Origin of the sequence: Leadbettera azotonutricia ZAS-9, assembly GCF_000214355.1 — a bacterium.
GTDB classification, from domain to species: domain Bacteria; phylum Spirochaetota; class Spirochaetia; order Treponematales; family Breznakiellaceae; genus Leadbettera; species Leadbettera azotonutricia.
In genome coordinates, this window is the sequence record NC_015577.1 from 1,257,005 (window position 1) to 1,270,238 (window position 13,234).

The 13,234-nt window shown below is 51.0% G+C and carries 6 protein-coding genes; 3 read left to right on the forward strand and 3 right to left on the reverse strand.

The window, feature by feature from the left end; translation table 11 throughout:
- Positions 1-151: 151 nt before the first annotated feature.
- The 3 genes from TREAZ_RS05525 to TREAZ_RS05535 all read right to left on the reverse strand — a co-directional run bounded on the left by TREAZ_RS05525 (position 152) and on the right by TREAZ_RS05535 (position 10,055).
- On the reverse strand, positions 152-5,290 hold the full coding sequence (locus TREAZ_RS05525) for a chitobiase/beta-hexosaminidase C-terminal domain-containing protein (RefSeq protein ID WP_015710828.1): 5,139 nt from the start codon (positions 5,288-5,290) through the stop codon (positions 152-154).
- Between the two features lie 15 nt (positions 5,291-5,305).
- Positions 5,306-6,079 (reverse strand): hypothetical protein, encoded by a 774-nt coding sequence (locus TREAZ_RS05530; RefSeq protein ID WP_015710829.1) that lies wholly within the window; start codon positions 6,077-6,079, stop codon positions 5,306-5,308.
- A 184-nt stretch (positions 6,080-6,263) separates the two neighbouring features.
- Complete coding sequence (locus tag TREAZ_RS05535) at positions 6,264-10,055, reverse strand: Ig-like domain-containing protein (protein ID WP_015710830.1); 3,792 nt, start codon at positions 10,053-10,055, stop codon at positions 6,264-6,266.
- Positions 10,056-10,438: 383 nt separating this feature from the next.
- Here TREAZ_RS05535 and TREAZ_RS05540 point away from each other — a divergent pair, with 383 nt between their 5' ends.
- The 3 genes from TREAZ_RS05540 (at position 10,439) to TREAZ_RS05550 (ending at position 13,233) form a co-directional block, all read left to right on the forward strand.
- On the forward strand, positions 10,439-11,173 hold the full coding sequence (locus TREAZ_RS05540) for a metallophosphoesterase (RefSeq protein WP_015710832.1): 735 nt from the start codon (positions 10,439-10,441) through the stop codon (positions 11,171-11,173).
- 67 nt (positions 11,174-11,240) lie between these two features.
- Complete coding sequence (gene dinB, locus TREAZ_RS05545) at positions 11,241-12,410, forward strand: DNA polymerase IV (protein ID WP_015710833.1); 1,170 nt, start codon at positions 11,241-11,243, stop codon at positions 12,408-12,410.
- 34 nt (positions 12,411-12,444) lie between these two features.
- Positions 12,445-13,233 (forward strand): SDR family NAD(P)-dependent oxidoreductase, encoded by a 789-nt coding sequence (locus TREAZ_RS05550; protein WP_015710834.1) that lies wholly within the window; start codon positions 12,445-12,447, stop codon positions 13,231-13,233.
- Position 13,234: the final 1 nt, after the last annotated feature.

Sequence of the window (13,234 nt, forward strand, 5' to 3'; positions counted from 1 at the left end):
CATCTTTTTCGTTCATAATAATTCCGAATGAAAGCAACACCATTCTAATTAGAATGTTTTTCTGAAAAAAACATTCAGTTAAATTACAATGATAATATACTGAAATTTTTGAAAAACGGCAAATGAATAATCCGTGCAAGCCTTAAATTTGCTACCGGTTATTTATCCTGGTTGTGGTATATCCAAAGCGGCCCCGTCCCGCGTTGTTGATGTATACGCCGCCGCCTCTGGGAACCCGGTAGGTCTGAACCACCCGCTTTTCTCCGGGATAGAGAACATAGCTTTCCATGTGGGAGGCCCAGCCCTCTATGGCGGGGCTGTATTTGGTGGGGCCGCCCACGGTTATGGCTGTCGTGTCGGCAGTCCCGGCTACAAATCCTATATAGGCGGTGGTGGTAATTTCCCATGAAACCCAGTACCAGGTGGTATTATCGGGAGCATCCTCATCCCAGCCTGTCATAAGGCGCATGCCGGTTTTGGGATTGTCCCATGACAAGGGGAAGCCCGGGGTGCTTACACTACCCGAAAGGCTGTCTCCGCCGTGGATCCAGAGCCTTTCCTTTCCGTCAGATATGTATGACATAACGCTATTGGCCGATCCCTCTTTTCCTATATCCCGGACATCTCCTGCCTCCAGGGGATTGGTAATCATTACCAGTACGGTTTTGTTCGCCGATTCATACGCGAAAGAGCCATCATAACCTTTGGAGGCCAGGGCTAAAATCCTTACCTTGAGGGCATGCTGAGCGTCCTGGTTGACGCCTAGCTTTGGGGTATTCCAGGCATTGTAGGTCTTCAGGCTGCCGGTCGACGGTCTTTGTGATATTGCGCCTGTAGCACGATCCCCTGTGCTGTGGGGTGGCAGGCCCTCGGCTATGATCGCCCGCTCGCCCCAGGTAACCGCGTTTTTGGTGAGCCAGGGTTCATTATAAGCGGTGTTGTCGGCAATCCCGAAGCCCTGTATGTCGGGTAATTCCGCGGTTGCATAGGTAAGCTGGACCCCCGGAGTCTGGCAATCAATTTTCATTCCTGCATGGACAGGCTGCCGGGCGGATACGGGTGTAATGCTTTGTACGCCATAGCTAAAAGGACTTCCCGGTATCAGAGCTTCCTGTTCTTTCTCAATGCGGATCACGGGATTGTTGACTCCGCCGAGCAGGAGGGCGTTTTGAGAATTATCATGGAGATTCCCCGCAGATACTTCATCTATAAACGCATCAGAGGGCAGGGTCATGGTGTATTTCGCCCCAAGGGTGGGAACCGCATAGGAACCACTTAAAGCCACGGATACTGTAGACGCAAATCCTGTACTGGTAATTGTTACCGCGTTTGATGCTACGGGGATGATCACCTGGTGCATATCCGTAGCCTTGAAAATGTTTGCTATTACAATATTTGATGTATCATAATAGTAATTCAGGATAAATTTTTCGGACAGATCGGGTTCGTAATTTGCATTGGTGCCGTTTGTGCCCCTGGTGTAGTATTGGTACAGGTTTCCTGATACGGTCGAAGCGTTGCCGTTTACTTTTTCATACTGGGCTCTGGTCAGCGCCGCAGGGAACAGATAGGGTTCAGCTGCGGTGTCTTCCTGGGTAAGGTAAATAGCCGCAGTTCCCTGCCCCTTGTACACCATGCGGTCAAAGGTGAATGTTAATTTTGCATCATCTCCGCTCAGGTTTAATGCGGCGTCAACGATCGAAGGCGTGCCGGTAAGTATGCGGAGCCTTTTCTGGTTTTCAAGACGCATGGCCGGTTCCAGGTTTCCAAGATTGCAGAATGCGGCGGTAACATCCATAGTTCCGTCTTTGATATGCGCCATTCCGCCGTCATCGTCAATGGCGGTAACTTTAAGATAGCTGTCGCCCGGTGTAAGCGCATCGCCGGATTTGACATCATAAGAAAAGCTCCATTGGGTTCCCCCGCCGTTTGAAACATCGGTACAGCCTGTAACCCAGGTTCCCCCAGTGGTTCCGGCCTCGTTGATATTAAGCTTTATTCTCGGGGAACCGCTTATGGTTATTTTTTTCCTGGAATAGAGATCCACTTTAATGATATCGCCTGAGGTGTATATTTTTTCCGGCAGGGGCGAGCTTATTTTGGTAAGGAGATTCCCGCTATCTATGGTAACATTGACCGTACTGGTTACAGGCGACTTGTTCCCCGCGGTATCGGTCTGGACAGCCCTGATATAATAGTCCCCGTTTGTGTTGAGGGAAACCGGTCCGGTATAAACTGTCCACGCCGGGTCAGGATCATTGCCGTTTATGGTGTATTCCATTTTTGCACCCGGTTCCCCCGTAAGGGCAAAGGTCTGGTTTAAATTGTAATATATCACGTCGCCGGTAATGCCGCTGATTTCAGGTGTCGCTGGCGCGGTTGTATCAATGGTAATTATCGGAGAAGGCTGGGCTGCCGAAAAACCGGAAGAAGGAAAGACATCAACCAGAGGGTTCCCCGCAGTATCCGTAATGGTTCCGCCTGTAATGTTTGCTGCCCTGAGCCGGGGAGGCGTTTTTCCTTCTGTATCCTCGCTGTGGCTTTCCCCGCCGTTTACCTCATAGCGGAAAAGGAGCGTGTTTCCCCCGACGGTTTGCTGAAATACAGCATGAGCGCCGTTATTGAAATTCAATGCCGGACTGCCGGTCACATTTATGTTTTCAGAAGCCTCCAGTTTAAAGTAGAGGATCGCTCCGTTGCCGTAAGATCCTGCGGAGGATACCGCCATGACTGCAGAGATCACGGGCTTTTGGGTATCAATGCCGAGGTTCTTTCCTCCCCCCAGAGAATTCGTGCCTGACGGAAGGCTCATGTCCGCAGCCCTCCCGGTAATGTCGGCGATGGTACTCCCGCTGATGATGGTCTTTACATCCAGCCTGCGGATATTGTCAGATACGGTAAACGGTCCGCAGCTGAAGCTGAGGGTGTTGTAATTCTTCCCGCCCGTATATGAAGCAATAATTGTATTGTTTTCATTATACAAGTCCTTGAGGACAAGCGAGGGATCTCCCCCTGTCCATGTCACGGCTTTGTTAAAATCAAGATTAATGGTGATGCTCTCGCCTTCACGGTACATGCGATTATCATCGGGACTTGTTATCCGGGCAAGGGAAGGGGTATCGGTTTCGACTACAAAGGATGCCTCGGTGCTGCCCTGATTCCCGGCAAGATCGCTTACTTTAGCCCTGAGATTGGCTGCCGGGTTCTCCCTGATTTTTTTACCGCTTGGTGTTATTGAAGCTGCCGACACCGGCGCGCTGGTCCAGGTAATCCAACCGTCATGGGCAGGACTTGTGTGGCTGATGCTGCTGAAATTAAATCCGTTCCAGGTAACTGTAAAATCCTTTACAAGGGGAGGCGTCTGCCATGCCCAGGCGCTGACCGAATCGTCACGCCAACGGCCGGACAGAACAAGGGTGTCGCTGTTGGAGAGTGCCGCCAGGTTAAGATCGTCGCTTATCGGCAAGGGTGCGCCGCCGCTGACCGTAACGGTATCAAAAGAAATTTCGGGTGCCGAGATGTCCCGGCCGCTGATCCATTCCAGGACATTCCGCTTTTGGTTTACCGGGTTATTGTTGATCACAAGAACTACAAATTCCTGACTGGGAAAGACGCCGTTTATATTCGTGCCCAGATCGTTCCGGCTTATACGCCAGGCAAAATCCCGGCGTTTTTTGCCGTCTTCGTCTTTTTCGCTTTCGAGGATGCTTGTCAGTTTCCATACCTTGCTCAGGTAACTGTCCGAACCTGGATCAGTATCTACCCAGGGGCTGGACTCTGAGATGCCTGCATGATTCATGGCGCTGGTCCAGCCTGCATAGATTTTGTTCCTGAAGCTTCGTTTAACAGGGTTGTTCAAGGGACTGACCCACGCAATGTAGACATCGGCGATGCCGGTATTATCTGTTGCATAGCCGGAAATCCCGACATACCCCGAAGAGTCTCCCAGGAAGGGAGATTCCTGATCGGGGCTTGTAATGTACGCGTTGGGAAGGCTCAGGTCTTTCACATTAAAGTAGCCGGTATCTTTCCCGTGGACGCCGTGCCTGTCGGTAACATCCGCAGTAATGGTATAACTGTCGGCGCCCAGTTCAAGCTTCACATCCCACTGAAAGGACATCGGATAACCGGAGGCCGCAAAGGTCTTGGGATATCCCTGCACCATGGTGCCCGATTCGTCCGCTCCCCTGTATATGGAAATGGTTACCTCGTCAATACCGTCATCGTCATAGGAGTGGCCGAGATAGCTGTTTGAATCCGCCACTATTTCGCCGGTTTCCCCAGGGGTCTTGTTGAATTCCGGGGGAAGCTCGGTCCAGGGAATATCCGCCGTAGGGTCCCAGGCGATCCACCCGTTCCGTTTCCATTCATCGTTTCCGGCTTTGTCGTAGCTTTTTGTTATGACCTGGAGATAGGTCCGCTGTGCCAGGGGATCAGGAGAGGGCGCAATGGCCCGGGAAAATACCGTTTCCTTGCCGCGGCTCCGGATTTCGGATTTTAATATGGTGATTTTAGCGTTCCGTTCAATATTCTCCAAGGTATTTTCATAATAGATATTGCCGTCTTTATCCGCCAGTTCGATGCTGAGATCCCTTACGGCTGTGTCTTCGGTAATCTGCCAGCGGAATTCAAAATCGCCGTTTAATAGTTCATTCAGTACCGCCAGCTCTTTCGGCTGTTTTGCGTCAAGCGCCGCCTCGACATCGATATAATCCCCCGGATCTGTCTCGTCTTTTACCGTAAGGATTGGATTGAGAACGGTAATTTCCGGAGGAGTAACATCGTACACGACAACTCTCGACTGGGCTGAATTGGCGCCGCTGTTGCGGGCATCGTCGAAAGCTATGGCGGTTATGGTATACTGGCCTTCTTCCGGGGAAGATCCGTTGTCAAGATTTATTTCAATCGACCAGTTAAAATATGTACCGTCCAGGCTGTTCCAGTACGTGTCAGGCGAGGGCTGAACCGGTTCCCAGGATGATTGGGCGTCTTCTTTTGTTTTCCATGAGCCAGAATCCCAGCGCCATTCACGGGAAGAATTACTCAGGGTAACATGGAGTTCTTCTACGCTGCCATCCGCATCATATACGGTTCCCCGCAGGGGGAAAACGGACTGCACATTGTCCATATAGTTGGGGTTGCTTATTTCAAGGACCGGACCGGTCAAATCCAGTTTGGCTCCAAGGGCAATCTCACAGCCTGTCAGCAGTATTGCGCACAGAAGTCCTGCGGCCTGAAATACCGGAACAGAAAAGAATTTGTTTTTTTTGTCTGCCCTTTTGTTATTCATTTATTCCTCCTTAAATTAATCTTGCCAGAATGCCTGGAGACTGATATAGGTAGTATTTCCATAGGTGCATTTGATGTGGCCCTTCTGAAACCCAAGCTGGGCGTTCAGGCTGGTTCCGCTGAGAGTGTAACCGGCGCTCCTCAAATACCAGTCGCTCACAATTTCCCAGCTTGTCCAGGCAAAATGGGCGTTTCTGGTATTGTCTGTCCGGTACATCTGCCTCATGTAATGGGTGTAGGGGGTCTGATCCATGAGGGGAAAACCGGAGATAGTCGGGATTGACGAAAGAACATTGGAACCCTGGACAGCAATGGCGGGGATCACTCCATTGCCGTCGCGGCTTATATGGCTAAAAAGCACTACCGAGCGGAAAGCACCTTCGTATCCGTAAGCCGTGCCTGTAAAGTAATGCAGGTTGGTATTCACCGTTGAATAGGCTGCGGCGGCCTTTACATAATCCTTTCGGGACTCGAAGAAATTTCCTGCTGTGGCGCCGATGGGGATAGAATCGCCTGAGATATAGGCAGTGGAGGCGCTTACTCCTTCAAGAACACTTTGGACAATATCGGGATTGCCCAGGTCAGGAGCCAAATCGTAAGATGTATTCCAGGCGATTGTTTTGGCCCCGTTGTTTACCACCCCGTATTTGATCACCGCGCCGGGGGTTTCGCTGTCGATGCGGAACCGGGTAGACGTTTCGGGCGTCGTATATGTCGCATTATGGGATTTCCTTTCCACCCGGACTACCGGCGGGGAAATGCCATCGGACCAGAACTGATAGGAGTCCACACCCAGAGCGCTTGAGGCATTGCCGGCCTTGTCCTGGAAACATCCTGACTCAATGCCGAGTGTCCACTTGACCCCGGGGGCAAGTCGCTCCGGCAGAGTTATGGTAACCGTGCTGCCTGTGGGGCCGCCTATCTCTACAGCGCTGGAAGTAACGTCAATTTCCTGCCAGCGGTATTTTGATCCTTCAAAAAAAAATCCTGAGCCCGGCGTTGTCCAGCCCTAAGTTGAAGCTCAGCACATATTTGGAATCCGTATCCGGGACATAGGTATTTCCCTGTACATTAAGGCCCTGGGTAGTTTTTTTGTAGCCTGCAGAGTCGCTTACCAGTGCGTTGTAATTGGGGATATTCAGGAATTCCGCTTCCGCTATAACCGGAGGGATATGCCAATTCGCGGCAGGGCGTAAGGTTATGATCCCCGATTCCTTGTAAACCGGTTCGCTGTAGGTTAAGGTTATTTTGCGGTCGCTTCCGATGATGCTGCCGCTTGAACCGCTGAAATGAACCGGAGAATAAGAGCTAATGACAGGCGGTATGGCATCAGCCTTAAGATCCTGATCCGGCACGCTTTTGTCATTCAGTTCTGCGGCAGTGTATCCTGATTTTGTATTTCCGTAGAGATCCTGCACTCCGCTCAAATCCACGGAAGATATGGTGATGGGAGACATTACATCCCCTGCCTGTATGGTATAGCTAAAGGCGAGGGTTGCGGCGTCGCCTAGTTGTTCTATCACCCCGGCAATGCGGTTCTGGGAATCCCCTGAAGCGCCGCCTTTGAGGGTTATCGTTGCAGTGGTTCCCGGCAGGGTGTATACCTTGTCGGCAAAGACGAGATTAAAAACAAGTTCCTGTCCTGCGGGATAGGTTTTGGCCGGCTGTTCGCAGATTATCCTGTCGAGCAGCGGGAAGGTTCCGTTAACCGTAATTGCCAGAGGCGTCGGCACGGGGGAGATATTCCCGGCGGCATCGGACGCCCGGACAGTTATCTGGTGGGCGCCTCCCGGGAGCGCTATATTCCCGGTTGTCCATCCTATCCAGGACATTCCGCCGTTAAGTGAATACTGGGCTGTCCGGGGGCTGCCCGGATCGGCGCTGTCTGCGGATGCATCAAGGATAAACGAAAGGGATTTGAACAGACCGGAAACGAGATTGCCCGATCCCGGTTCCCCGTTTACCAGAACCTGCTTCAGCCCGGGCGTAAAGGGAGGAACCGCGTCAATTCCTGTTTCAGGATTCAAGGACGCAGGGTTTGCTGCTGTCCCGGTAAGGGCGGTATTTGCCGCCGCGTTTTCGTCAAAGGAGTTTTCCGCATAGTCGGTAATGCTGCCGCCGTTAAGATCGATCCCCTCGGCCCTCAAGGTTTTTCCGGCAGTGTATTCTCCTGCTTCGGGGGTATAGGTGAAGAGGATATTCTGACCATCGGTGCGGGAAAAGATCGCTGCCGGAGAGGCCGCGCCGGTGATTCCCGAAAGTACCAGCTTGGGCGATCCCGATACCAGGGCATTCTCGGTGAGGGTGAGGGTGAAGGTCAGTGTTTCCCTGCCCGCATACCAGCCGCTCGATTGTCCCGAGACATCCATAGCCGTAACAAGCGGGGCAATGCCGTCAACAACCAGGGTTTTGTTTTTTTGCAGCGACCCGGAGTCGCCGGTCCAGGCCGGGGTTCCGCCGATGCCGGGAATGACGGCGCTTATGTTTCCGCTTGCTGCCTCAATGGGCGAAGCGGCGCTGTGCAGTTTGGCTGAATAATCTCCGGACATAACATGGTAGGTGAAGGCAAGGATTGAAGTACCGGCCCCGCCGGTATAGTCCGCGAGCTTCCAGCTCGTGTCTTCGGGAGTAAAACCGAGCCTGAGTTTCGGGGTTCCGTTAACATATTGAACGGGTTTTGAAAATTCAGCATAGAGGATCACCGAATCGCTTTCTTTGGTAATGCTGCCGTTGCTCATTCCCGAAGTAATATGTAACAAAATCGGTATTTCGGTAAACAGAACTGTTATATCCGCAAAATTGGTGTTGCCCAATTGGTCAGTTACCGTAACCCGGTATTTGGCGCGTTCCTTGTCCTGGGTATCCGCTTTGGGAATAAGACGGCTCCATTCTGTCCCGGTGAATTCAGGGGTATAGGTATGAATAACGCTGATGCCCTGGATTTCCTGTATTTCTATATCCAGGTTTCCGATGCCTGTAGCAGTAAATCTGAAAACAAAATCCTGCAAAATGTCCTGCACATCGGAAGTTGCCGCAAGGTCTATTTCTGGTTTTACATTGTTGCCGCTGAGCCTGAAGGTTCTGGTAGTAACCCCGCCGAAACTGGACGCATAGAGGACAAAAAGTTTCGGGTCCCGTTCTTCCCCGGGGAAATCGCTGAAGATATTGAAGGGTTTGCTGAAGTCCTGCTGAATAAGGCTGTCACCGGCGTCACTCATGGGGCCCGGGATCAGCTCCCAGTATTTGATGGTTCCCCCTGACGGAAGGGTAGGCTGATCGAGCCCTTCCTTGGTTTCGTTTACCTTCCCTGCGTCATTGCCCGGTATCCATGCAAGCCTGATCCTGTCGGCCCCGGCAATGTCAAGGACATACCCGCTGATGGTAAAACTGCCGTCATTCCCAATTTGAGGGATGCTGTTTTCCTGGGGACTCTGGATGACGATGGAAGGCTTGTCGGCTTCAAGGTAATTTACCCGAAAAAGGGCGGCTTTCCAGACACCCGCAGTTCCGCTGCTCTTCCGGTCCTTTGCGGAAATCGCCAGCAAAACATTTTTGCCCTTGCCAGGATCATCGGCGGTTGCGAAAAACCTTTGGATTGAACCCGGAGCGCCGATGCGGCTGGGGCCGAGCTTTGCCGTAGCATTGCTGCTGTTCATGAGGTACTCCAGCCTGGCTTCATCATCCATGCCTGGAATATTTGTCTCCCACTCGGACAGGGTAAAGAATGCAAAATAAACTTCCGCAATGCTGTCGTCATCAGAAACCCAAATTGAGATCGGCAGGCCCGGAGCGATATTGACGATATTGCCCTTTCCGGCCTGGTCCACCGAGGGGCGGGGAATGTCCGATTCGGGATACCAGCAGAGATAGCCGAAAAAATCTGTATTCACGTTTCCGGCCTGGTCCCGGCTTTCTACTTCTGCGCGGAAATAATGCTTTCCTGTTGAATAATCTCTTCCCAGTTCAGGATGATTATTGCTGTAATTGATAATATCATCGTGGGTAATAAACCATGCCGGAGAAAAAGGACCGCCCCCGTTTCTTTCCATATTATCAATAACAATGGATCCGTTTTCATCCTTGAGGGTAAGCTCTGCGGCGACAGGAATAAATGATTCTTCAACTGTCCCCTTGAGGGTAAAGGATTCGTTTTGAAAAGCGTCTATATGTATATAATCGCTGGCGTCGAGGTCTTCCAATTCCTGCTGGCTTTTCAGGGGATAACGTATTCCCGGACGGCGTTCAATTTCGAGATTCGTTACCGCAGGGCCGTCGGTATCTACCATCAGGGTTATCTGCTTTACCGAGCTTTCGGCCGAAATGTTTCCGGCGTGGTCAGACAGGGTAAATCGGAAGGTCCGCTCACCATCCTCCTTTAATCTGATCGTAAGGACCCACTGATTCCCGGGCTTGCCCAGAATGGGGAGAGGTTCCTCGTCGAGGGTACTGCGGTTTCTGCGGACGCTGCCGTCGGGAAGCAATTCTTCAACTACCAGGCGTTCCGCTGCCTTGTTGTCATAGGCGGTTCCCTTGAAGGTAAATTCGGCGCCCACAAAGATCAGGCCCCTGTAGGTTTTTAGATTGATTTCGTTTCCTCTTGTGTCGATGAGAGTATCGACTGTCAGTACCGGAGCAGCGAGGTCCACGGTATCTCCGAGACCCACGCCGCCGGTGCAGGAAATCAGAAGTGAAATGAGCAGCACTATTGTTCCTGCTTCTTTTGCGAAGCAGGTTTTCTGATTGCCGATTTTGAACCGTATTCTCATACATGCCTCCTTGTATATGTACTTGAAAAAATGCATAGCCGAGGCAGTTTCAAAACAACCAATTTTGGAACCAGCTCATTCAATAATAAAATAATGAAAAAAGTTTATTGGGGCAAACAAAAAAAATCATAATCAGGGGAAAAACCCAACTTTCTTTTGATTCTTTGTATTTTCCCAAATACGATCTTCCGGCGGAGGATTTGACTATGAAGCAAAAGGGGAAACTATTGCTAGGGTGACGGTTAAGCAGCGGAAGAGTCGAAGAAGTAAAAATTCAATTACTAATTTTTATCTTATTCCTTGTTCGAATTATTCTTTTTTTGCATATCAGCTGTTTTCTGTAAACAGTTGATTTTTTGTTTAAAAGGTGTAATATGAGGTTTATGTCTATCCTGTTTTCCGGCGATTTTCACGCCAATGAGATTAATGAACTCTCGTACATTTCCAGGGAGACCCTTGTCGGCAAATACAGCAGAGAGGAATACAGCGGTATCGCCTGGCATGTGATACTTGGGGATGGCGGGTTCTTATGGCCGCACAAGCAGAAAACCGATGAGGCTAATTTTATGGCTTTATCCAAACGACCTTTCCCCGTACTCTGCATTGTAGGGAACCATGAACCTATACTTGGCAGGAATGATATACCCGAAGTTGATTTGGGCCTGGGCGAAACGGTCTATCAAATACATGACAAGCCCCTGGTTGCATACCTCAAAAGGGGCAAGGTTTATACCATCGGCGGCTTTAAGTTTTTGGTTTTGGGGGGAGCCCTGTCTATCGACAAGGGGTGGCGCAAGCCTTCCGTTTCCTGGTGGGCGAAGGAGTATTGGTCCGAAGAAGAGAAGGAGGATCTTTTTGCCCTTCTTGAAAAAGAACATGATTTTGATTATGTCCTTGCCCATACCGGCCCGAATACTGTCAATGTTGAATTGTTTGGGGATATCATGCCGGGTTCGCCTAAATTCAAAGACGAAGTTGCTATTCTTAACGATGAGATAGATTCCAGAATAAACTGCCGGGGGTGGTGGTGCGGCCATTGGCACAAGGATCGTTATTTTTACGATGAGGACAGGCAGAGGGGCTATCAGTATTTATATAAAGGCACCAATATCCTTTAATTCGTGGCGATGAGGCTTTTCATTTCTCCGTATCTTTGATATACTAAACTTGCGTATAGGTTTATATATGAAGTGCTTTATCCATGCCGATCTTGACGCTTTCTATGCCTCGGTTGAACAGCTCGACCATCCCGAGTACCGGGGGAAGGCTGTGATCGTCGGGGGCCTCCCCGGGGACAGGCGCAGCGTGGTTTCCACTGCTTCCTACGAGGCGAGGAAATTCGGCGTCCATTCTGCCATGCCTCTGGCACAGGCAGTGAAGCTCTGCCCCAAGGGCATCTATTTAAGGGGCAGGATGAAGCGCTACCAGGAAAAGTCCCAGGAGATCATGGCGATTTTTGCGGATTTTTCCCCTGATGTTCAGCAGCTTTCGGTGGACGAAGCTTTTATCGATATTAGCGGCATGGAAGGTCTTTTCGGTCCCCCTGCGGGTCTTGCCCAAAAACTTAAAAACACCATACGGGAAAAAACCGGCCTCACCGTTTCTGTAGGGCTTGCCTCCAACAAGTACATCGCCAAAATAGCCTCGGGCATGTCGAAGCCCGACGGCCTCTTTGTCATTCCCCTAGGGGATGAAGAAAAATTCATGCGTTCATTGCCGGTAAGCAAAATTTGGGGGGCTGGTGAAAAAACCCAGGAGCTGTTCAAAAAACACAGCATCAGAACCTGCGAGGAATTGAGCCGCCTCTCCCTTGGCGTCCTTACATCGATTTTTGGGAATGCCTTCGGCCTCTTTCTCTACCGCGCGGTAAGGGGCGAGCCTGCCGAGGTTTTTGACGAGGGCAGGGGTACCCATTCCATGAGCGCCGAACGCACATTCGATTACGACCTTTATGATGAATTTGCCATTGAGACTGCCCTCCTCGATATTTGCCAGACCCTTATATGGAGGCTCCTCGACTGCGAATGGCAAAGCCGCACAATCTCCATAAAAATACGCTATGAGGATTTCTCCACAGAAGGGGTCCGGGAAACTTCCCAAGATCCGGTTAGTACCCTGAATGATCTCTACAAAAGGCTTCAGGACTTGTTCCATAAAAAGTACAGGCCCGGCAGGGGGGTTCGCCTTCTTGGCGCGGGCCTTATGAACCTTGAATCCTTCAGTCCCCGTCAATCGGATCTTTTCAATACCGGAGACGAAAAGGAGCGCCGCCTTGAACAATCCATTCTGGAGATAAATAAAAAGTTCCCCAATGCGGCAGTGAAGCGGGGCCGCACATGGCTTGCAGACGAATAAAGCTTTGTTATAATATCCTGATAAGAGGAACATTATGGCAGAAAAAATTCTTGACAGATTCAAGCTGGACGGCAAGACCGCCCTGGTTACCGGAGGAGGGCAGGGCATTGGCCAGGCCTACTGTTTCGCCCTGGGCGAAGCAGGCGCAAAGATAGCTGTGGTAGACATCAACACCACCGTTGCGGAAGAGACCGCCCAGGCCCTGACAAAAAAAGGCATAGAGGCTATTGCGATAACCACAGATGTTACAAAAGAAGACGAAGTAATAAAGATGGTTAAAACCGTCATAGACAAATGGGGCTTCCTCACCATAGGCGTCAACAACGCCGGCATGGGTGTCTGGCGCGATGCGTTAACCCAGGACTTTGCCGAATGGCGGAAGATCCTCTCCCTCAACCTCGATTCGATCTTCCTCTGCTCTCGCACCGAAGCCGTGGAAATGGCAAAGAAAGGCTATGGCAAGATCGTCAACACCGCTTCCATGTCCGCCCATATTTCCAACACCCCCCAGAACCAGGCAGCCTACAACAGCTCCAAAGCCGGTGTGCTCCATCTGACCCGCAGCCTCGCTGCCGAATGGGCGCCCAAAAATATCAGGGTAAACAGCATCTCCCCGGGTTATACAAAAACCGCCCTGGTAGACAAGCTCCTCGAAACCCCGGAAGGCAAAACCATGCTGCCCAAGTGGCTGGAAAAAGTCCCCATGGGGCGCATGGCTACCGTGGAAGATCTGCAAGGCGCCGTTGTGTATCTGGCATCGCCCGCATCGGATTATGCCACCGGCACAGATATTATCATTGACGGCGGATATTGCTGCTGGTAAT

Bases quoted from the DNA above. Each gene is read 5' to 3' on its own strand.
- TREAZ_RS05525 (WP_015710828.1), bottom strand. From the start codon at position 5,290: ATGAATAACAAAAGGGCAGACAAAAAAAACAAATTCTTTTCTGTTCCG.
- TREAZ_RS05535 (WP_015710830.1), bottom strand. From the start codon at position 10,055: ATGAGAATACGGTTCAAAATCGGCAATCAGAAAACCTGCTTCGCAAAA.
- TREAZ_RS05540 (WP_015710832.1), top strand. From the start codon at position 10,439: ATGTCTATCCTGTTTTCCGGCGATTTTCACGCCAATGAGATTAATGAA.
- dinB (WP_015710833.1), top strand. From the start codon at position 11,241: ATGAAGTGCTTTATCCATGCCGATCTTGACGCTTTCTATGCCTCGGTT.
- TREAZ_RS05550 (WP_015710834.1), top strand. From the start codon at position 12,445: ATGGCAGAAAAAATTCTTGACAGATTCAAGCTGGACGGCAAGACCGCC.